Source organism: Photobacterium sp. 53610 (assembly GCF_036409375.1).
GTDB lineage: Bacteria > Pseudomonadota > Gammaproteobacteria > Enterobacterales > Vibrionaceae > Photobacterium.
In genome coordinates this window covers 231,794-252,726 of the sequence record NZ_JAXOFS010000005.1, presented here as the reverse complement: position 1 = coordinate 252,726, position 20,933 = coordinate 231,794, and the positions used below count along the sequence as shown (strand labels likewise).

Below are 20,933 nucleotides of genomic sequence, written 5' to 3'. Positions count from 1 at the left end.
ACGCCAAGCCAACGCGAAAAGACGTAAAGGGAACGCCATGAAGCAAGAATTTGATTACATCATTGTCGGTGCCGGTTCAGCAGGTTGTGTGCTGGCAGACCGCCTCACAGCAAGCGGAGAGCATCAGGTCCTGCTGCTGGAAGCCGGCGGCAGTGACAAGAGTATTTTCATTCAGATGCCAACGGCACTGTCGTACCCGATGAACAGCGACAAATACGCCTGGCAGTTTGAGACCCAGCCGGAGTTTGGTCTGGATGGCCGCCAGCTGCACTGTCCGCGCGGTAAGGTGCTGGGCGGCAGCTCATCCATCAACGGCATGGTTTATGTCCGTGGTCATGCCTGCGATTTTGACGAGTGGGTTGAACATGGCGCGGAAGGCTGGAGCTACCGTGAATGCCTGCCGTATTTCCGTCGTGCCGAAAACTGGAAAGATGGCGAGGATGCCTACCGTGGCGAAAATGGTCCGGTGGCGACCTGCAACGGCAACGATATGGCACTCAATCCGCTGTATCAGGCCTTTATTGACGCCGGTCAGCAGGCAGGATACCCGGCCACGGACGATTACAACGGTTACCAGCAGGAAGGCTTCGGTCCGATGCACATGACGGTCGACTCCGGCGTACGTGCCTCGACCTCGAATGCCTACCTGCGCCGTGCCATGAAACGCAGCAACCTGACGCTTCTGACTGGTGTCCTGAGCCGGAAAGTGCTGCTGGAAGGCAAGCAGGCAACCGGCATTGAGTTTGAGCGTGGCGGAACAGTGCAAACAGCCTCAGCACGCAAAGAGGTCATTCTGTCAGCGGGTTCTGTCGGTTCTCCGCAGCTGCTGCAACTGTCTGGAATCGGTCCGAAAGCCGTGCTCGAAGATGCCGGGATCCCGGTCAGACACGATCTGCCGGGGGTCGGGGAAAACCTGCAGGACCACCTGGAAGTATATTTCCAGTACGAGTGCAAAGAGCCGGTCACACTGAACAGCAAGCTGGGCCTGATCAGCAAAGGGCTGATCGGCACACGCTGGATCCTGTTCAAAGACGGGTTGGGTGCGACAAACCACTTTGAGTCCTGCGCTTTCATTCGCTCCCGTGCCGGACTGAAGTGGCCCAACATTCAGTATCACTTCCTGCCGGCCGCCATGCGCTACGACGGTCAGGCTGCTTTTGACGGTCATGGTTTTCAGGTCCATGTCGGCCCGAACAAGCCAGAAAGCCGTGGCCGCGTCTGGGTGAGATCTGCCGATCCGAAAGCCAAACCGGGGATTGAGTTTAACTACATCAGCACCGAACAGGACAAGCAGGACTGGCGGGATACCATTCGCCTGACCCGCGAGATCCTGACTCAGCCAGCGATGTCTGCGTATCGTGGTCAGGAAATCCAGCCGGGGGAAACCGTTCAGAGCGACGAAGCGATTGATGCCTGGGTTCGTGAAAACGTCGAAAGTGCGTATCACCCGTCCTGCACCTGCAAAATGGGCAGCGACGATGACGCCATGGCAGTGCTGAACCGTGACTGTCAGGTCCGCGGTATCAACAACCTGCGCGTGGTTGATTCCTCAGTCTTCCCGACCATTCCGAACGGCAACCTGAATGCGCCGACCATCATGGTCGCGGAAAAAGCCGCTGACAAGATTCTGGGCAAACCCGCCCTGCCGGCTGCCCGAGTGCCGGTCTGGATTGCAGACAACTGGCAAACCAGCCAGCGCACTACCATGCCGGAAACCGCTGTGGCAAGCACTGGTCCGGAATCAGAAACTCCGTCGATGGTGATATGAACCACGACAGGGCCAGCGCAGGACTGTCTTCAGTCATCCGACTGGCCCGACTCACTCATGCCTCATTCAGACACGAGGCGACATTAACGAACATGGATCAAGGACAAGTCATGACGACACTCAACAAAACCATCAAATTTACGGCACTTGCCACGGTACTCGCCGCGGGTACACCGGCTATAGCCGCTCAGTGCGACACCGTCCGCTTCTCCGATGTTGGCTGGACCGACATCACCGCAACCACAGCCGTGACCAGCGAAGTCCTGAAAGGTCTGGGCTATCAAACCAAAACACAGTTGCTGTCTGTACCGGTGACCTACTCCTCGATGGCAAACGGCGACATTGATGTCTTCCTGGGGAACTGGATGCCGACCATGGAAGGCGATATCGCCAAATACCGTGACAACGGCACTGTCGAAACGATCCGGGCCAATCTGGAAGGCGCCAAATACACGCTGGCCGTCCCCAAATATGTCTACGATGCCGGTGTGCACAGCTTTGCCGATCTGGCGAAATTCGAGGATAAATTCCGGGGCCGCATCTACGGGATCGAGCCGGGCAACGACGGCAACCGCCTGATTCAGGACATGATCGACAAAAATGCTTTCGCACTGAAAGACTTCCGTCTGGTGGAATCCAGTGAAGCGGGCATGGTGTCTCAGGTAAAACGCGCCGTGAACCGCAAACAATGGGTCGTTTTCCTGGGCTGGGCACCGCATCCGATGAACAACAATTTCGACCTGAAATATCTGGATGGCGGCGACGATTTCTTCGGCCCGAACTACGGCGGCGCCAGTGTTTACACCAATGTTCGCAAAGATTACATGCAAACCTGCCCGAACGTGGGCCAATTGCTGAAAAACCTTCAGTTCAGCCTGGACATGGAAAACGAACTGATGGGTGACATCCTCGATGACCAGAAGAAACCGGCTGCGGCGGCAAAAGCCTGGCTGCAGGAACATCCGGAAGTTCTGGATCAATGGCTGAAGAACGTGAAGTCCGTTGACGGCAGCAACGGGACTGATGCCGTGAAGAAGTATCTGAATATCTGATTTTCCCGCAGGCACCTGAATGCCGGTGCCTGCGACTGCTTTTGTTGTACCCCTTTTAAGGAGTTATTGTGAATTTTATTACCGATCATAAGATCCCACTGGGTGAATGGATGGCAAACCTGGTCGACTGGCTGACTTTCAATGCGGCTGGTTTCTTCGACGCCATTTCCTACAGCCTGGAATCTCTGATCATGATGCTGGTCGATGTCTTCAAGTGGATGCCGCCTGCGGTTCCCATCCTGATGACCGCAGCCCTAGCCTGGGCCCTGCATCGCAGTTTTTCGCTGGTTGCCTTTGTTGTCGCAGCGCTGCTGCTGATCCTGAATCTGGGTTACTGGCAGGAAATGCTGGAGACCTTCGTTCTGGTTCTGACCGCAACCTCGATCTCCGTGCTGGTTGGCGTGCCGATTGGCATCATGGCGGCACATCGCCCGTGGCTGTATACCCTGATGCGTCCGATTCTGGATTTAATGCAGACCATTCCGACCTTTGTGTACCTGATTCCGACTCTGGTGCTGTTCGGTCTGGGGGTTGTACCGGGACTCATTTCCACCATTATTTTTGCCATTGCTGCTCCGATTCGACTGACCTATCTGGGGATCAGCCGTGTACCGGAAGAACTGCTGGAAGCAGGTCAGGCCTTCGGTGCAACACGTTCCAAGCTGCTGTTCAAAGTAGAACTGCCGGCGGCAATGCCAAACATCATGGCGGGGATTACTCAGTGCATCATGCTGTCACTGTCCATGGTAGTGATTGCGGCTCTGGTTGGTGCCGACGGTCTGGGTAAACCGGTCATCCGCGCCCTGAACACGGTCAACATTTCTCAGGGCTTTGAAGCGGGACTGGCGATTGTTCTGGTTGCCATCATCCTTGACCGCTTGTGTAAAACCCCGGCCAGCAAAAATCAGGAGGGCTGAACATGACTGCCATTCGAATTGAAAACTTAGACGTCATCTTCGGTAAAAATACCGGTCAGTCACTGGCACTGCTGGATCAGGGCAAGAACCGTCAGGAAATTATCGATGAAACAGGTGATGTGGTCGGAGTCGATAACGTCAGCCTGAATATTGAAGAAGGCGAAATTTGTGTGCTGATGGGCTTGTCCGGCTCCGGGAAGTCCAGCCTGCTGCGTGCCATTAACGGCCTGAATACCGTTTCACGCGGCACACTGGAAGTGCAGGACGGCGACAACATGGTCGACCTGGCCAGCTGCGATGCGAACACGCTGCGTCACATGCGAACCGAGCGAATTTCCATGGTTTTCCAGAAATTCGCCCTCATGCCCTGGCTGACCGTACTGGATAATGCAGCTTTTGGTCTGGAAATGCAGGGCATCAGCAAAACTGAACGCCGTCGCCGGGCCATGGAAAAGCTGGAGATGGTCGGTCTGGCTGAATGGAAAGACAAGTTCCCGCACGAACTGTCCGGCGGGATGCAGCAGCGTGTCGGTCTGGCCCGTGCCTTTACCATGGACAGCGACATCCTGCTGATGGATGAACCGTTTTCAGCACTTGACCCGTTGATCCGCAGCCAGCTTCAGGATGAGTTACTGGTACTTCAGCGTAAACTGAACAAGACCATTGTCTTCGTCAGCCACGATCTGGATGAAGCCCTGAAGATTGGTAACAACATTGCCATTATGGAGTCCGGCAAACTGATTCAGCATGGCAAGCCGGAAGAGATTGTCCTGAAGCCAAACACTCAATATGTGAAAGACTTCGTAGCCCACACCAATCCGCTGAATGTGCTGCGCGGCCGGTCACTGATGACGCCAACCAGCGAACTGGAAAGCCTGGAAGACATGCTGATCCTGAACCGCCATGAAGGCACTCGTCTGAATACCAATGAAGCCGGTGAAATTCTGGCAGCTAGCCGCCAGGAGCAGGATTTAGCACTGCAGAGCTGGCGACAGGGGGATGATCTGGAGAGGCTGGCGCAGGAACAGATTGTGACCGCCAGTCCGGACATTTCCATGCGTGACGCCTTGGAAATCCGCTATCGGACCGGTCAGCCCGTGTTACTCACCGAAGACAAAAAGGGCGGCAAAAACAAACTGGTTGGGATCCTGTCCGATCAGGACTTCTATCACGCTCTGCTCGGGAAGCATTTTGAGGCAAAAGTAGCGTAAGCGACTGAACGTTCAAAAATACGCATCAAAAAAAGAACCCAGCCTGAGCTGGGTTCTTGCGATTACTTGGTCACTATGTCGACCTTTGTTGAAGCGACAATCTCCAGCAGTTCTTTCTGTTCCTGTGCCGGGACTTCATATTTAACCATCAGTTCTTTGAAAATCGTTTCCATACGATTCCATTCTTTTTCCGTCACATTCAGGTGAGCGTGGGCCTCTTTCATCCCGCGACCGGTATAAGTACACGGGCCGCCTGTCACCTGGCAAACCATCGATGTCACCTGATATTTCAGATAAGGCGGCGGGACCCGTTTCCGGGATGCATCGATTGCCGGATTTGCATTCAATGTTTCATCAATCACTAACTGATCGATCAGATCATTGACCACGACCGAAATTGCAGTCAGCCCTCCCAGACGTTCATAGAGTGATGGCTTTGCCGGTTGCGCTTCTTCTTGCGCCCAAAGCAATGGCGTTGCAAACATTAAAATCAGGGCAAAAAATAACGCTGACGAGTTTCGAGTATTCTTACTTTGCATGTCAGACCTCCTGATGCTGTGAGATCGCATCATCTGCCCTACTTTATATAATCAACATTCGACCGCTTTGCCACTTGCCATCTGATCCGCCTTTTTTCACAGCTTGAATCTGAGCCGTCAGAGCCCGCCAGAGGGGTCAATAAAACTGCCCGTCACAAATGAAGCCTTCTCTGATGCCAGCCAGTAAATGGCTTCAGCAACCTCGACTGCCTGACCACCGCGGCGCAAAGGAATCACTGATTTCAGACGTTCAACCCGTTTGGCTTCGCCACCAGACTCGTGAATGTCGGTATAAATCAGTCCAGGTCTGACTGCATTCACCCGGATGCCTTCCTGCGCGACTTCCAAGGCCAGTCCCCGGGTAAAGCTATCCATTGCCCCTTTCGATGCTGCATAGTCAACATATTCATTCGGTGAGCCGCTTTTCGATGCACCTGAAGACACATTCACAATACTGCCGCCGGAGCCGCCATGCTTTGTCGACATCCGTTTCATTGCTTCTTTTGAACACAGGAAACAACTCATCACATTGGTCTGTAATACATTCAGAAAGCGTTCTTCTGAAATATCCTCAACGCGCGACTGAGTCTGTAAAATACCCACATTGTTCACCAGAACCGTCAGACGCCCCAGTTCCCGGTCAACCGTTTCAAATAACCGGCTGACCTCATCAGCTTTTGAAACATCAGCCTGTACGGTGATACATGTGCCGCCTTCTTCAAGAATGGCTTGTCTGACTTTTTCTGCTGCTTCAGCATTGGCAATATAATTAATACAAACAGCATATCCCTGCCGGGCAAATAATTTCGCTGATTCTGCGCCAATTCCCCGACTGGCCCCCGTAATCAGCACGACTTTCTCTGAACCCATGCTTTCCCTTTACCGACTCAAATAAAAAACTGGTGGGATCGCTGAAATCTCACCAGCAAAGAATTTGCTTAAAACATTATCATCAGGACGCATCAGATTCAAAGCGGGCGATAATTGTTGTATACCGCACAGACTTCGAAAAAAATTGTTCTTTTACCTTCACATAGTCCTGATCGGTAAAGAATTCGTTTTTACGGGACTCATTGGGAAAACGAATCGTAAACACGCGGTTAATAGGTTCAGTCACCTGAGACAACAACACTTCAGACACTTGAAAATCGTAACCAAAGCTTCCGCCATATGCAGACAAAATAGGTTTCATGGCATGACGATAGTTTGAATAAACTTCATCATCGGTTACATCCAGCCCAACGATCATTTCATACATCGCTTTCACTCCTTGCTTTCGGTTGATACCCAATCATCAGAACTGCGATTCATCTTCACTATCCTATATGGCTTTCTCCGAAAAGGGGAAAACTCAGATTCATTTACGATGGATTGCGCGCAAACTCAGGAATTTCTGAGCATCACAGAAAGAAATGAAATCGCCGGGAGTTTTAGTTTTTGTACTTATAATTGCCATTGTCAGTGAATTTTACCCAGCCAGTATTGATGCCGATGACAGCACAAGAGCAAACCAACGATTCAAAGCATTACTGACGCTGGCTGACTCTCAGGTACAGGTAAAACGGTAAACCACAGGACACGCCAATCGTCAGTGTTCCAATCACCGCCAGCCAGCGATGACGGATCTGATGCTGCTGGCCATCGACCACAATCCACAGCAGTAAAGCCACCGCTGAAATCAGGACATCCAACCATGCAAATATGCTGACAGGATTCGCGATCGCTTGATTGTAAAACAGGGGAAGATCCGGGCCATGTTCCAGCAGCCAAGGTAAAAAAGCACCGTAAGGCAGCACAATGCCAAGCAGTGTCAGGAAAAGCAGAGCACGTTTCATCATCCGTCCCGGAATGAATTAATAGCGGTCTAACTCTGGATTTGCCATCACTCTGCCCCAGAATTCTGACAGGCCCATACCGGTTCTGACCCGTTCCGCCCAGACAGCACCAACCACGAAACCAATCACGGTGAAGCTGGCAACGATCGGTAAATTTAAATCACCTAATATCAGACACACAGGTCCGGCGAGTAATAATCCAAGTAAAGCAGGAGCAACAGCGATCATTAACCACAAAGTCGCGGCTACGAATCTGGAAATAACTTTCAGCACAGTGACATCCTTTTTCACATCGTGATCTACGAAGAGACAAAGTGATCCTAATGCCCAATGCATGATGTTGCACTGATGATTTTGAATAACTGTCCAGAAATGTGATCCGGTGCATACGCAAGCGATTACGCATAAAATCATGATTTTGCACTGGTTCTTTGTCATGAGGCTGAAATAAATATCAGTTCGTCTCTGAAGATAATCATTTGGCGCCTGTGGCATATCTCTGCTTGTTAAATTTTTGATAATTTCTCAAACGATACTCGCAAGGAGGCACAATGAATTCTCATTACGATTATGTTGTGATTGGCGCAGGTTCCGCGGGATGTGTACTGGCCAATCGCTTATCCGAAAGCGGACAATACTCAGTTCTGGTGCTGGAAGCCGGCCCTTCTGAAAAGACCCCTTTGGTCAGCACGCCCGGCGCTTTTGCCTGTTTTATGTTTTCTAAAAAGTATAACTGGGCTTACAACGCCAAATCAGACCCGGCCCTGCGAAAGGGACAAGCTGTTTTTGTCCCCAGAGGGAAAGTTCTGGGCGGCAGTTCCTCAGTGAACGCGATGTTGTATGTCCGCGGTCAGAAGGAGGACTATGATCACTGGGCGTCACTCGGCAATCAGGGCTGGGGTTTCAATGACTTACTCCATTATTTTAAAAAAGCAGAATGCAACGAACGGGGCAGCGACGCACTTCATGGTGACCAGGGGCCGCTCTATGTCAGTGACCTTCCGGCGCAGTTCCCACTAAATCATGCGTTTGTGAAAGCGAGTCAGCAAGCAGGTTTTCCATATAATCCGGACTTCAATGGCCCGGAGCAGGAAGGGATTGGGTTTTATCAGTACACGATCAAAGACGGTCAGCGCTGCGGGGCCGCACGCAGCTATCTGCGACCGGCAATGGCGCGCCCCAACCTGACTGTGATCACCGAAGCCAGGGTACAAAGCATAGCCATCGAGAATAAACAGGCGGTCACGGTTACCTTTCTGAATAAAGGTCAGACGTATTCAGTTCACGCCAGACAGGAAATTATTCTGAGCGGCGGCGCGATTAACTCGCCTCAGTTACTGATGTTGTCAGGCATTGGCGATCAGGCGCATCTGGCTGAGCACGGCATCGACTGCAAACTTCATTTGCCGGGTGTAGGTCACAACTTGCAGGAACACGTCGACGCCTGTGTGCTGGTGAAAAGCAGGAAAAAAGACGGCATCACCGCCTCTGTTGGCGGTGTGTTACGCATGGTGCCTGATACTCTGAAATATATGCTGAAAAAAGAAGGAAAGCTGGCGAGCCCGATTTCTGAAGCCGGTGGTTTTATCAAATCCCGTGATGAACTGGATCGCCCGGATATTCAGCTGCACATGTTGCCGCTGCTGTTTGATGACAGCGGCCGCGATCTGTCACTCATGTCTCAGCACGGCTATTCCTGCCATGTCTGTGTTTTGCGCCCCAAAAGCACAGGGACAGTGAGGCTGGCATCTGCCGACCCGATGGCTGAACCGGAAATCGACTTCAATTTCTTTGCCCATCAAGAAGATAAGCAGGTGCTCGTCAATGGGATCCGTCAGCTCCGTAAAATTCTGGCTGCGCCTGCTTTTGATACGTACCGGGCAGATGAGCTGGCGCCAGGGATTGAGGCAGAATCCGACGAAGCCATTTTTGAGAAAATCAGACAGCATATTGGCCTCGTGTACCACCCGGTCGGGACTTGCAAAATGGGGCACGACCCAATGGCCGTCGTCGATGACCAGCTCCGGGTCCACGGCATTGAAAAACTGCGTGTGGTGGATGCTTCCATCATGCCAACGTTGATCAGCGGGAATACCAACGCACCGACGATTGCGATTGCCGAGAAAGCCGCAGACATGATTTTGAACCATCACGCAACCACAGTCCGCACCGAGACCGTGCTGGAAAACGCCTGAGAAACAATAAAAAAAGCCGCTGTTTCAGCGGCTTCTTTTCCGGTCAGTCAGCCAGTGCTTCAGCCTTCGCGGAAGGCGTGATCGTTCGGATCACCCGGCAGGGATTACCGGCCGCAACACAGTTATCCGGAATGTCTTTGGTCACGACACTCCCCGCGCCAATCACACAGTTATGGCCGATACGAATCCCCGGCAGAACGGAGACGTTCCCGCCCAGCCAGACATTATCACCAATCCACACCGGTGCACCGTCTTCGGTTTTCAGTCGCTCCATCGGATCAATCGGATGCGTCGCCGCAGAGATCATGACATTCGGCCCGATGAATGCGTTCTCTCCAATCGTCACCTTGCACACATCCAGAATCGTCAGATTGTGGTTTGAGTAGAAATTCGGCCCGAGCTCAATGTTATAGCCGTAATCACAATAGAAAGACGGCTCCATATGGGCATCACCACGAAACTGAACCCGCTCAGCCAGAATCGCCATCCGGGCCGCCATATCGCTCGGGTCAGCCAGATTAAAGCGGTGACACATGATTTTGGCTTGCTTGCGATCATTGACCAATGCTTCGTCCCGGGCATTGTATTCCAGCCCGGCCATCATCTTTTCTTTCTCTGTCATCTGTTCAGACACCGCCTCCTCCTTCTCTCACAGTGCAATGCCGTATAAAGCCAGATACCCGCCATTGGGCAAGGGTTCCTGATTTTTCTCAAAACTGAATCCCAGCCGGGTCAGCAGGCTGATGCAACGGGCATTCGCGGAATCCGTGATTGCCACCAACCGCCGTAAAGCCATTTCCTCACGAGCAAGAGCCATCATCGCTTCTGCCGCTTCGAAGGCGTACCCTTGCCCTTCAAAAGCAGGTAAATAGCCATAACCCAAATCGATATCATCCAGACTGTCTCGCTTGATGAGGCCGCAGATACCAATCGGTGTATCATCGCCTTGCAGCGCAATCCGAAACAGCCCCATCCCAGCCGTTTCGTACATCGACATCAGATTTTTTGTCAGATAGTGGCGTGCATCCTGTGTCGAATGCAGCTGTTTATCTCCGACAAAGCGTTTAAAGCCAGCGGTGTTATACAGCTCAAAAATAAAATCTGTATCTGATTCCGTGAGCGGACAGATGGTCAGGCGTTTTGTGTGAATCGATACCATGTCATTCATCCACAAGCGATTTCATCATGAAATGTTTATTCGAATGACGCGGAAAATCCTCCAGCGTCATCACGCAGTGATAGCCCTGTTTCTCGTAAAACGGGCGCGCCTGGAAGCTGAAAGTATCCAGCAAAACAGAGTGGCAGCCCTGTGCTCTGGCATACGCCTCAACCTGCGTCAGTAATTTGCCGCCAATCCCCAGATGTTGCAAGCTTGGGTCCACCCAAAGAAAATCAATCTGCAACCAGTTCCCCCAAACCGCGCCGCTGATCCCGCCCAATTTCTGGCCTTGTTCGTCCTGATAAAAACATGCCACTGGCTGATGCTCAATCTGACTAAGATGTGGCAAATTATGCGCGCGCAATCCCTCACGAATCGCAAGCAGATCGTCATCCGCCGGTTCGGTGGTGAATGAAAAAGACATGATCATCGTACTCCCTGATGCAGTGTTCAATTCTGAGCACAATGCTGACTTTACGGATAAATTTCAAGACGATCCGTTTTTCGGCAATATAAAAAAGCAGCCGGATAGCACGATGGGCTGCCTGGTCAGTTATTTTGCAGCCATGTCGAAGCAATTGTTCAGATGCTTTGTTCTTCCGCTCTGAGCGTCAGCACTTCATAGCCGGTGTCTGTCACCAGGATCGTGTGCTCCCATTGCGCCGACAGTTTTTTGTCTTTCGTAACCACCGTCCAGCCATCTTTCTTCGTTTTGGTTTTGAACGTGCCTTCATTGATCATCGGTTCAATGGTGAACGTCATCCCCGGCTGTAAGCGCAGTCCGCGTCCTTGATGGCCCACGTGAAGTACCTGCGGGTCTTCATGCATTTCTCGGCCAATCCCGTGACCACAATACTCACGAACAACGGAATAACCATGGCTTTCTGCATGCTTTTGAATCGCATAACCAATGTCGCCAAGTGTCGCGCCGGGCTGCACCTGTTTAATTCCCTGCCACATGGCCTCGTAGGTACATTTCACCAGGCGCATGGCACGGGGTTCAACTTCGCCAATGCAATACATTTTACTGGAGTCAGCAATGAATCCGTTTTTCTCCAGCGTGATATCCACATTGATGATGTCGCCAGGCTTCAGCACACGATTTTCATCCGGCATGCCATGGCACACAACTTCGTTAATCGAGGTGTTCAACACATATGGGTAATCATACTGACCTTTACTGGCAGGTCTGGCAGCCAGCTCGCCCGTAATAAAAGTCTCGACCTTATCGTTAATGGCCATCGTCGAGACGCCCGCTGCAATATAGTCATCCAGCATCTTGAAGACCGAAGCCAGCAGCCGGCCGGATTCCCGCATCAGTTCAATTTCTTCGGCCGTTTTCAGATTAATTTTGTTCATGCATTAATTCCCGGACTGATTCCGCGTCGCTGAGGAGCAACTTCCGAATCAGCTCGTTATAGGTCAGGTCAGGATTCATTTCCGCCAGCAGACCCATTTTGATCCAAAACTCAGCCTGGGCATTGATTGAGCGTGACATCATCTGACTGGCTTTCCGGATTTCCTCGTGCAGTTCATCCGAGATTTTCACGATTCCCATGATTTGACTCGATATTATATGATTGATATACGGATTGTATATGTAATGTATAAAGCGTTCAATGGAATGCGATCAGGATCTAAGTCAGTCTTGACAGACACGAGCAGACTTTGCTTTCTGCGAAGAGCCGCACAATAATGTCGCTCTGTTTTTCATATTCGAGCAGTAGCATGATTCAGGTACCCATTACTCCCCGCCCCAACTGGAAAAACCTCGCCGACGAATTTGGATTTCGCTTTCATACGCTGGACGGTGAGCCGTACTGGATGGAAGACCGTTACTACCAGTTCAGTCTCAAACAGATTGAAGAAGAACTGGAAGCACCAACTGCTGAACTGCATGAAATGAGCCTGGAGGCTGTCGACCGGGTCCTGAAAGACGAAGCGCTGCTGAGAAAATTCCAGATCCCGGAAAACATGTGGGATCTCATCGTCAGTTCCTGGAAACAAAAAGCGCCCAGCTTGTACGGGCGACTGGATTTTTCCTACGATGGCAAACAACCGGCAAAATTACTTGAATTTAACAGTGATACGCCGACGTCCCTGTATGAAGCCAGCTTCTGGCAATGGCTGTGGCTGGAAGATCAGGTTAATGCCGGCAAACTACCAAGACGTGCCGATCAGTTTAACCTGATTCAGGAACTGATGATTCAGCGGATGGCTACCTTAGGCACCTATCAGCCGGGACAAACACTGCATTTTGCCTGTTGCCGCGACAGCATTGAAGACAGAGATACCGTTCAGTATCTGGAAGACTGTGCCAAAGAAGCCGGTTTGAAGATTTCGTTTGTTTACGTGGAAGATATCGGCGTGAATGAAGACGGCGAATTTACCGATCTGGACGATACGCCCATTCGCTGGATGTTTAAACTGTATCCTTGGGAGTTTATGTTCCGGGAAGAGTATGCCGCATATCTGAAAACGGCCAATGTGAACTGGCTGGAGCCCATGTGGAAGAGCGTCAGTTCGAATAAAGCCATTTTGCCGCTGTTATGGGAAATGTTCCCGAATCATCCGAACCTGCTGCCATCCTACTTTTCCAATGATCCGAAGGCTGCCAGCCTGACTGATTTCGTGAAGAAACCGATTTTCAGCCGGGAAGGCTCAAATATCAGTGTGCATCGCGGTGGTGAACTACTGCAACACGAGCCCGGCCCCTATGGGGAAGAAGGCTACATCGTTCAGCAATACACGCAACTCCCGCGTTTTGGGAATCACCATATGCTGATTGGCAGTTGGCTGATTAATGATGAACCGGCAGGCCTGACGATTCGTGAAGATGTAGGTTATATCACCAAAGATACATCGATGTTTATCCCGCATATTATTCTGGACTAACACAGAACAATCCCAGACGGCGGATATTTCCGCCGTCGAATCAATGAAAATCGAATCAACCACAAGACCAACACATGTCTGAAGCGTGTATGAAAAATCTGTGACTCGTGTATTCAGTCAAAACGCGCAATTATCTGGCTTGATCCTCTTTGTATAGAAAAAAAGCAACATCCATCTCTGAGTTTTTTAGCGAGTTCGTCTCAGTGGTAGCGGCAGCTATACAATCCAAATAGCGCAATCCAAGGGTCAGAATCCGGAAGACCAAAAGTGGCAGATGTTAAATAATATCCATGCCATGAATGATAAATACAGGACCATATGAACGAATACTTAAAGTTAGATTTGCTGACTCTGGCGCAGTTATCGCAAGACGCTGGCAAGCCGATTGACGAAGCCTTATATCTGAAATCCCTCCACAAAGCGGATCAAGACGGACTTCTGTTTGAATGCAGAAAACAAGGGTTACTTCAATGGGTATTTCACACTCAGAAAACTGGATGAACCAACATGGATTATCCCGATGTTCGTCGTCCATCCGCAGCACCGAAATAAAGTTGTATTAACTTCTCTGTTTACACAACTGGCTCGTTTCATCAGAAAAAATTCCGTTCAAAAAATAGTCAGTAATGTATTCAGAAACAATACATTATCGGTCAACTTTCATCAGCGACTTGGCTTTGTCATCACGCGAGAAAACGAACTGAGGTATGAATTCCAGTTAACCATCAATGAAAAAGTGCACACCCAATGGAAGCACCTCGGAAAAGATCGCTAACTACAGAGTAAGGCAGCTCCCTTTACAAGCAGACTGTATTTTGACCACATAAATGAACTATAGATCAATCACTTGCCTTAAAGAGGATCTGCATAGATACTAGCGCAACATTGAGCTATGCAATCAACTGATCATGATTTGTTAGCATCTCATCTCTGTTTATCAGACTGTTTGGGACCGGCTCAAGATGCCGTGGACATGGCTCAGCTTTTTACACTCTTCGAAAGACAAGGTATATCAAGTGAAGATGAAACTTTTTTCTGTTGTCAGTTTAGTGGCATTAGTCGGTTGTGGTGGCACTACAACAGAAGATCTCGGAAATACAGAAACCGTTTTTCATGGAAGCAGCACTGGATATTCCAGTGAGATTTCAGATTGGTTTGACATTGAAGTTGGACTGTACAATCAGATTCAAAACTCGGTAGAGAAATCAAGCATTCGGATTACATTTGACATCAATCAAAACGCAATCTTCGATGACGGGGATATTCGAATCATTGCCGGTAACGCAACTGACTTCACTCAGATACTGGGCTCATGGGCTTATAATTCTGATTACATCGTTGAACTCAACAATGGTGGTTCTCCAGTGATCCTCCGTGAGCCAAAAGGAATCATTATTCGCGATTCGAAGACTCAGTATGTCAGTAATCTGGGAGGTGTAAAAACCGACATTGAAAAAGTTAACGGAAACGTTACTAAGCAGAGTTTAATCCTGCGTACAAACAGAAATATTTCTGGCTCGACTCCGGAAGTCATGCAATTCGTACAGCAAGCGAGATTGATTGATGCAAACACACCAATCAATATTGAGTTAACCGATGGGTTGAGTGATGCGAGTTTTGACTATGTCCCAGAACGTAATCTCTTTACTCAGCAGCCTGTGCTTTCTTTGAAAGACCCTCAACATGATTATGTTGGCAATAGTTCATGGGTTGATATTAAATCCGTAAACTTTACATCCAGCCGAATTGAATAATCAACCTACAAGTGATATCAACTGATATTTAGTCGCTGAAATTCAACGCCGCCAATGGTTCATTGGCGGCATTCTATATCACACCAAACCTGATATGAAATACCGGGACTTTTATTTAAATCCAGAGGTTTTGCTTTACCTGAACGAAGAATCATTCGTTCAAACACGATTTATCTGATTGACATCAATCTGATTTCAACAGCAAATTTTTCAACAACAAAGCTATCAACATGGTAATACAATCACCCCAAGTGGTTGCAACAACTGCTCTTGCTGCCAGTCGCAAATTTTAACACCGCTTAAATCGACTGTTCTGGGATCAAGACCGTCGAGTTCTGAATGACTGAGATCAGCGCCCTGGATGGAAAATTGTCCCCAGCTGTCTTCTGAAAATACGCTTCTGCTCAGATCAGAGCCTTTGAATGATGCGCCACGCAGGTTGGCCCCAGTCCATTTATTTTCAAATAAATCGCATTTTTCAATACACTGCCGTTCAAAGTTTGTATAAGACAAATTGCAGCCTGTCATATAAGCAGCACAAAAATACATCTGATGACTGACCTGATTCACAAAACTTGCCTGAATGAAATTCGCACCTTTCAGGTCACAGTCTCTGAATTCAATTCCAAAACAATTTGCCCCGCTGAAATTCGCCAGTGACAACTGACAGTTTTTAAAGCTGGCTTCCCTCAAGTCACAATAATCAAAATGGCAGCCTTCAATGGCTCCCTGCTCGATAAAGAGACAATCTTCAAATTGTGTCTCTCTCAGTTTCGCCCGGCTGAAATTACAACGATAGAATTTACAGTGCTTGAAGGATAAATGGCTCAGATCCTGATTTGAAAAATCAACCTGTTCAAATATTTCATTTTCTTTGGTCATGCGTCGTCTCCTGAAAACCCGGGCCAGAGACTAGCACTGAAAAAACGAACGACCAAGAAAAACAACCCCTTTAAAAACAGCAATTTAACACCTCTTCAAATCGCCATTTTAAGGCGCCAAATCAACCCACAGAGAAGCGTTTAAAGAGATGTACGACCGCTGAATGAAGAAAAAAGTTTTGCCGAATACAGCGCGATACAGGGATTATCTTATTTTCATGATATACAGGAAATTCCGGCCTGCATCTGAAAGGCAGATGGGTACGCTTTTGCCATTGAAACTTGTCATTCACAACGCGAAAGCAAGATAAGGTGCAGTCAGTCCCGCCTGACAGCACCGCTGGACTCAATTGCTGCCCCCTTACTCCTGGAAGCTGTACCGGCGCTTCACTTCCACAACTTCAACCGTATAAGAGGCATACCACTTTTCACGGCCCAGCTGCTGTGCCAGTGCGTGCTGGCTGTCTTTGTGCCAATTCTGGATATCCGCTTCAGAAGTCCAGTAAGAGATCGTGATTTCCTGATCGCCTTCGGTCACTGCGATAAAATCCTGACAGTCATACTTGGTAAATGCCAGCTCCCGCATCACTTTCACCATGTCCGAATAGTGGCTGTCCTGCTCACCAGTTTTTGCTTTAAAAATGACAGCAAACATCGTGGCTCCATTGCTTTTGTGATTCTATTGCACGATCTACAGTAATCCTGAGCGCCTGAATGGCACTCAGGATTCGGTCTCTTACTCTGATTCCAGCCAAACATTCACGAATTCACAGTCTGGCAAACCATGACCACTCGCTTTCGGAATTGTGCTGGAAGTCTTGTAATAAAATCCGACTTTTTTATTTGCAGCCTTGGCCGTTAAGAATAAAGACAATAAATCTTTATCGTCCGCAGACAGCAACACCCGAGGCAAATGATTACTGTCAGCGCGACAATCCCCTGCATGTTGCAAAGCATTTTTCAGCTGAATAAAGTGCCCGCTATTGGTTTTATTAGCACTGACAGCAACCCAGTCAACAACATTATTCCGGGATATTTCTGCATTTGACGTCAACGGGAACAGCATAAATGAAAGCAACACAATCTTTTTCATCATTGAACTTTTATCTCCTTCGTGATTGATATCAAACAATAGGTGCAAACAACTTCATCCAGTGAAACTGAAACTTACCTTTCAACACAAGCTGCCACAGCAGTGGCTTCTGACACTGAAAGCTCATAAAACTTTCTTTTTGCCATTGCTTTGACCGGATGTGATAACTTTCTGATATTGCCAAGTTCCCAGGCGAGATAACCGCCACAAATTCGGACTCATCACAACCCGCTTGACGGCATTCCGATTGAACCCAGGATTTACAACCGACAATATCAACAATCGCGACCACTTCACCGTTTGGATCAATCTGACCGGCCTGAGTTAAGCGAATCTCATTCTGGACAAGCGCAATATTTTTCATCGGTAATGTGTCAGGTTGCCAGGAGCGAATTTCTAACGTCTTCTGACCATTGGCAATGATGTTTCCCCAGGGGGATACCACAGAGAATGCTTTCAATTTTCCTCCCTGAAACAGGCATTATTTTGTCATTTGAAAATCAATGACTTGTAACCGATTCTTCAATTCAGCCGCTAAGATACAATACAACAAGACTCATATCGACCGATTGTAACTGAATCTGTCATGCTGAAAGCCGGAAATGAATGAAATCCGTTCATGATGTCCGGATCATCTACAAAAAAACGGCGGGAGATCCGCCGTTCATTGGTACTGATGAATTATTCGGACAATATCCGATGCCGCGCCTGTAATGCCACATCAGCAACCTTTTCAATCAAATCGCTTTGCTGACGGACAATCTCAGAAACTGACATCCATCGGCAATCACTGGCGTCATCACCGGGTTGCAACTCTCCGTTCAGATACCGGCACAGTACTGGAACCAAAATGAAGTGGTGATGACAGTTATCTGCATCAAACTCATTGACTTCTACCACTTCCAGCAATTGCTCTGGCTCAGCCGCAACGCCGGTTTCTTCTCTGAGTTCACGTACGGCTGCATCATACAGACTTTCCCCGGGCCAGACCGAGCCACCGGGAAACCCCCAGCCACCTTTTTGGGGTTCATTTTTACGTTGGACCAAAATCAGCTGATCGGCTTGATAAGTCACCGCAAGGACGGCCACTCTGGGTGTGGAGAAAGGATGGTCTGGCTTTGTCATGACTGGCTTCCAAAAATATCTCAGAGCGCCATGATAAAACATGTTGCAGGACGAGCATACCTTCCGGCCCGTACAGACCGGAAAGTAAGAGAAAAGAGTCAGTTCAGCGGTTTAATCGGGGCAGTTTTAAACTCTGGATCCAGTTGATCATTAATCTTGATGTAATCTTTCCCTTTCGCATCGTAAATTGACGGTTGCTGAGTCACGACATTTTGACCCGTCCAGAACTCAATTGGATTCAGGACCACATAATCAGCCACCGTTGCGACAGCGTATACCGGAGACATCAGAATTGTCAGGCCGCCCCGGGCGTAACGGTTGTCCACAGCGTCCATATTCAATTCCATTGTTGCCTGAGTGGCCGCCATTTGACCCGCACAGCCCGTCAGCAAAGTCACCAGAGAAACAGCAACAAAAGCCAATTTTTTCATATTGATTACTCTAAAAATAACAGGCCTGAATTGTACCAACCCGCTTTTTTATTGAAATAAAAGAAGTGTCAAATCTCCGCAAAATTCAGCGAAAATTCAGAGAAAAACAACGTTATATTCATGAGAGAAATCTTGCGGGGGGAATACTTTTTCCAGATGGATAGGGTTGACTCAATAGCACCTATTCCTTATCAAAACTATCTACGATAATTGCCCCCATTGAAGCCGGCATGGCAATCACCAGCGCACGTTTCACTGCAACAACCCAATTGTCCAGAATCGGAAATTGATTCAAAGAGAATAAAATTAAGCAAACGACCAGGTAAGTGATCAAATAAGCACCAAAAACCCGGGCTAAAAAAACCGGAACACGTCGGTGAATATTCTGACCAAACATTGATTGATAGGCATACAAACCAATAAAGACCAGTGTAATCGAAACGAGTACGGTCAGATTAAGCAGCGGCAGCGTTTCACTCAATTGCCAGGCTTCTTCAGAAAAAGAGATGGGGACCCCTAAGGCAAAAGCACCAATGACAATCTGCCCCAGATCTTCAGTATTGAATTTCCAGTCCATCGCCTGTCCTCCATCCACTTTACCGGCAAATCTGCGGAAGTGGCTGCCTGTAGTTCAGGCCGCCATTTCCCCCTCCGTAATCCCGGAGGGGAAAGACACAGGTTAACCGAGCAAAAACAAGCTGCCCAATCCCAGAAATGTGAAGAAACCGACCACATCAGTGACGGTGGTCAGAATGACTGAACCCGACAGCGCCGGATCGATTTCATACTTATCCAGGATCACCGGGATCACGACGCCAGATATCGCAGCAACTACAATGTTGATGGTGATCGCCGCTGCAATCACACCGCCAATCGGCACACTACTGAACCAAAACGCGGCAATGATAGCGATGACAATCGCCCATAACACCCCATTCAGACAGGCGACCAGCAACTCTTTCTTAGCCAGCGACCACACGTTACCGAAGGTAATCTGCCCCATCGCCAGACCGCGAATGATCAGCGTCAGTGTCTGACTGCCGGCAATTCCCCCCATTGAGGCAACAATCGGCATCAGAACGGCCAGCGCAACCACCTGACTCAGTGTGGCTTCAAACAAACCAATGGTCCAGGATGCCAGAAACGCCGTCAGCAGGTTAATACCCAGCCACAAAGCCCGGCGTTTCGCACTGAGCCAGACCGGCGAGAACAGATCCGTATCTTCATCCAGACCGGCACGGGCCATTAGTTTCGCTTCATAAGATTCGCGCGTAATTTCCATCGCCAGTCGCAGAGTTGCGCGCCCGACAAAACGCCCGCTTTCATCCACAACGGCCATCGCAGCCTGATCGGAGTGCTCCAGACGTTCTGCGGCGTCATCCACATCCATCTCTGCATTCAGCGGTGCCGCAATGTCGTCCTGCAAGGTATCCACTCTGGCCTGGCCATCTGCGGCCAGCAGCACAGACAACGACACTTCGCCTTTGTACATCCCTTTTTTATCAACAATATACACCCGGTCCAGCATGGCATGCTCCGCACGGCGGACAGCCCGCAAGGCTTCCGCAACCCGGGTATTCGGTGTCAGCATCACCAGATTGTGATCAACATAGCGGCCGATTTGTTCTTCATTATACTGCTGGCTTTGCTCATACCAGGTTTTCTGATCCTGGCTCATCTTCGCCAGTGCAAAATCCACCAGCTTATCTGACAGGCTCTGTGACAGCTCGATCAGATCCTCGGCATCCAGACCATGCAGCATGGCCCGCAGATCCGGCATGCTGAGGTTATCGATCAGCGTACTTCGCGCATCCCCCCGCATGGCAACCAGAACTTCAACCCGTTGTTCTGGTGCAACCGTTTGCCAAATCGCCAGACGCTCGCCCATTGGCAGAGATTCAAGCAGAAGACCAAGTTCTGAAGTTTCCAGCGCTTCTGACGCTTCATGGAATACCCGTTCCTGCTCTTCATCCTGCGCACGGTTCAGATCCTCAACCCATTGACTGAGTTCCTGCTGAGGAAGCAGATCCTTTACGGCTGCATTTACATCTGAATTGTTTTCTTCTTCCGTCATATTT

General features: G+C 49.4%; 27 protein-coding genes. 8 read left to right on the top strand and 19 right to left on the bottom strand.

The window, feature by feature from the left end:
• The first annotated feature begins 37 nt into the window (after positions 1–37).
• From betA to choV, 4 genes are all read left to right on the top strand, one after another.
• Positions 38–1,768 (top strand): choline dehydrogenase, encoded by a 1,731-nt coding sequence (gene betA / locus SPK40_RS15220; protein ID WP_330961028.1) that lies wholly within the window; start codon positions 38–40, stop codon positions 1,766–1,768.
• Between the two features lie 110 nt (positions 1,769–1,878).
• On the top strand, positions 1,879–2,820 hold the full coding sequence (locus SPK40_RS15215; protein WP_330961027.1) for a choline ABC transporter substrate-binding protein: 942 nt from the start codon (positions 1,879–1,881) through the stop codon (positions 2,818–2,820).
• A 68-nt stretch (positions 2,821–2,888) separates the two neighbouring features.
• Positions 2,889–3,737, top strand: coding sequence for a choline ABC transporter permease subunit (choW, locus tag SPK40_RS15210; RefSeq protein ID WP_036747973.1), 849 nt, complete (start codon positions 2,889–2,891; stop codon positions 3,735–3,737).
• Between the two features lie 2 nt (positions 3,738–3,739).
• Positions 3,740–4,948 carry a choline ABC transporter ATP-binding protein gene (gene choV / locus SPK40_RS15205; protein WP_330961026.1) on the top strand — a complete coding sequence of 403 codons (1,209 nt, stop codon included), beginning with the start codon at positions 3,740–3,742 and terminating at the stop codon, positions 4,946–4,948.
• 62 nt (positions 4,949–5,010) lie between these two features.
• Here choV and SPK40_RS15200 read toward each other — a convergent pair whose 3' ends face one another.
• From SPK40_RS15200 to SPK40_RS15180, 5 genes are all read right to left on the bottom strand, one after another.
• Positions 5,011–5,487: a group I truncated hemoglobin gene (locus SPK40_RS15200; protein WP_330961025.1), complete on the bottom strand. Its 477-nt coding sequence runs from the start codon at positions 5,485–5,487 to the stop codon at positions 5,011–5,013.
• A 117-nt stretch (positions 5,488–5,604) separates the two neighbouring features.
• Entirely contained in the window at positions 5,605–6,357 is a 753-nt protein-coding gene (locus SPK40_RS15195) for an SDR family oxidoreductase (RefSeq protein WP_330961024.1), read from the bottom strand.
• 82 nt (positions 6,358–6,439) lie between these two features.
• Positions 6,440–6,745 (bottom strand): DUF1330 domain-containing protein, encoded by a 306-nt coding sequence (locus tag SPK40_RS15190; protein ID WP_330961023.1) that lies wholly within the window; start codon positions 6,743–6,745, stop codon positions 6,440–6,442.
• 268 nt (positions 6,746–7,013) lie between these two features.
• The gene (locus SPK40_RS15185) at positions 7,014–7,325 is read right to left on the bottom strand and encodes a DUF2834 domain-containing protein (protein ID WP_330961022.1); all 312 of its coding nucleotides are present in this window, start codon (positions 7,323–7,325) and stop codon (positions 7,014–7,016) included.
• 15 nt (positions 7,326–7,340) lie between these two features.
• Positions 7,341–7,595, bottom strand: coding sequence for a hypothetical protein (locus tag SPK40_RS15180; RefSeq protein WP_330961021.1), 255 nt, complete (start codon positions 7,593–7,595; stop codon positions 7,341–7,343).
• A gap of 278 nt (positions 7,596–7,873) precedes the next feature.
• On the opposite strand from SPK40_RS15180, the gene SPK40_RS15175 reads away from it, so the two are divergent.
• Positions 7,874–9,517 (top strand): GMC family oxidoreductase, encoded by a 1,644-nt coding sequence (locus SPK40_RS15175; protein ID WP_330961020.1) that lies wholly within the window; start codon positions 7,874–7,876, stop codon positions 9,515–9,517.
• Positions 9,518–9,560: 43 nt separating this feature from the next.
• Here the strand turns inward: SPK40_RS15175 and SPK40_RS15170 are convergent, their stop codons facing one another.
• The 5 genes from SPK40_RS15170 to SPK40_RS15150 form a co-directional block, all read right to left on the bottom strand.
• Positions 9,561–10,139, bottom strand: a complete 579-nt coding sequence (locus SPK40_RS15170) for a sugar O-acetyltransferase (RefSeq protein ID WP_248143350.1) — start codon at positions 10,137–10,139, stop codon at positions 9,561–9,563.
• 27 nt (positions 10,140–10,166) lie between these two features.
• Positions 10,167–10,676, bottom strand: a complete 510-nt coding sequence (locus SPK40_RS15165; RefSeq protein WP_330961019.1) for a GNAT family N-acetyltransferase — start codon at positions 10,674–10,676, stop codon at positions 10,167–10,169.
• 1 nt (position 10,677) lies between these two features.
• On the bottom strand, positions 10,678–11,100 hold the full coding sequence (locus tag SPK40_RS15160) for a GNAT family N-acetyltransferase (protein WP_248142815.1): 423 nt from the start codon (positions 11,098–11,100) through the stop codon (positions 10,678–10,680).
• Positions 11,101–11,258: 158 nt separating this feature from the next.
• Positions 11,259–12,035, bottom strand: coding sequence for a type I methionyl aminopeptidase (gene map / locus SPK40_RS15155; RefSeq protein WP_330961018.1), 777 nt, complete (start codon positions 12,033–12,035; stop codon positions 11,259–11,261).
• A complete protein-coding gene (locus tag SPK40_RS15150; RefSeq protein WP_248142817.1) occupies positions 12,022–12,234 on the bottom strand; it encodes a ParD-like family protein in 213 nt (70 codons plus the stop codon). The genes map and SPK40_RS15150 overlap by 14 nt, the downstream gene beginning before the upstream one ends.
• A gap of 170 nt (positions 12,235–12,404) precedes the next feature.
• On the opposite strand from SPK40_RS15150, the gene SPK40_RS15145 reads away from it, so the two are divergent.
• Entirely contained in the window at positions 12,405–13,571 is a 1,167-nt protein-coding gene (locus tag SPK40_RS15145) for a glutathionylspermidine synthase family protein (protein WP_248142818.1), read from the top strand.
• A 277-nt stretch (positions 13,572–13,848) separates the two neighbouring features.
• Here the strand turns inward: SPK40_RS15145 and SPK40_RS15140 are convergent, their stop codons facing one another.
• Positions 13,849–14,106, bottom strand: a complete 258-nt coding sequence (locus SPK40_RS15140) for a hypothetical protein (RefSeq protein WP_330961060.1) — start codon at positions 14,104–14,106, stop codon at positions 13,849–13,851.
• Between SPK40_RS15140 and SPK40_RS15135 the strand changes: the two genes are divergently transcribed.
• Both SPK40_RS15135 and SPK40_RS15130 read left to right on the top strand, forming a co-directional pair.
• Positions 14,014–14,346 carry a GNAT family N-acetyltransferase gene (locus tag SPK40_RS15135; RefSeq protein ID WP_330961017.1) on the top strand — a complete coding sequence of 111 codons (333 nt, stop codon included), beginning with the start codon at positions 14,014–14,016 and terminating at the stop codon, positions 14,344–14,346. The genes SPK40_RS15140 and SPK40_RS15135 overlap by 93 nt on opposite strands.
• A gap of 241 nt (positions 14,347–14,587) precedes the next feature.
• On the top strand, positions 14,588–15,325 hold the full coding sequence (locus SPK40_RS15130) for a hypothetical protein (RefSeq protein ID WP_330961016.1): 738 nt from the start codon (positions 14,588–14,590) through the stop codon (positions 15,323–15,325).
• A 225-nt stretch (positions 15,326–15,550) separates the two neighbouring features.
• On the opposite strand, the gene SPK40_RS15125 is transcribed toward SPK40_RS15130, so the two are convergent.
• The 8 genes from SPK40_RS15125 to SPK40_RS15090 all read right to left on the bottom strand — a co-directional run bounded on the left by SPK40_RS15125 (position 15,551) and on the right by SPK40_RS15090 (position 20,929).
• Positions 15,551–16,207 (bottom strand): Qnr family pentapeptide repeat protein, encoded by a 657-nt coding sequence (locus tag SPK40_RS15125; RefSeq protein WP_330961015.1) that lies wholly within the window; start codon positions 16,205–16,207, stop codon positions 15,551–15,553.
• A 360-nt stretch (positions 16,208–16,567) separates the two neighbouring features.
• Positions 16,568–16,861, bottom strand: a complete 294-nt coding sequence (locus tag SPK40_RS15120; protein WP_330961014.1) for an antibiotic biosynthesis monooxygenase family protein — start codon at positions 16,859–16,861, stop codon at positions 16,568–16,570.
• A gap of 81 nt (positions 16,862–16,942) precedes the next feature.
• The gene (locus SPK40_RS15115) at positions 16,943–17,302 is read right to left on the bottom strand and encodes a hypothetical protein (RefSeq protein WP_330961013.1); all 360 of its coding nucleotides are present in this window, start codon (positions 17,300–17,302) and stop codon (positions 16,943–16,945) included.
• A gap of 28 nt (positions 17,303–17,330) precedes the next feature.
• Positions 17,331–17,759: an ASCH domain-containing protein gene (locus SPK40_RS15110; RefSeq protein ID WP_330961012.1), complete on the bottom strand. Its 429-nt coding sequence runs from the start codon at positions 17,757–17,759 to the stop codon at positions 17,331–17,333.
• A gap of 221 nt (positions 17,760–17,980) precedes the next feature.
• On the bottom strand, positions 17,981–18,424 hold the full coding sequence (locus SPK40_RS15105; protein WP_330961011.1) for an NUDIX hydrolase: 444 nt from the start codon (positions 18,422–18,424) through the stop codon (positions 17,981–17,983).
• A 98-nt stretch (positions 18,425–18,522) separates the two neighbouring features.
• Entirely contained in the window at positions 18,523–18,855 is a 333-nt protein-coding gene (locus tag SPK40_RS15100) for a DUF3332 family protein (RefSeq protein ID WP_330961010.1), read from the bottom strand.
• A gap of 181 nt (positions 18,856–19,036) precedes the next feature.
• A complete protein-coding gene (locus SPK40_RS15095) occupies positions 19,037–19,432 on the bottom strand; it encodes a DUF2391 family protein (protein ID WP_248142832.1) in 396 nt (131 codons plus the stop codon).
• A 102-nt stretch (positions 19,433–19,534) separates the two neighbouring features.
• Positions 19,535–20,929, bottom strand: a complete 1,395-nt coding sequence (locus SPK40_RS15090) for a magnesium transporter (RefSeq protein ID WP_248142833.1) — start codon at positions 20,927–20,929, stop codon at positions 19,535–19,537.
• Positions 20,930–20,933 lie beyond the last annotated feature (4 nt).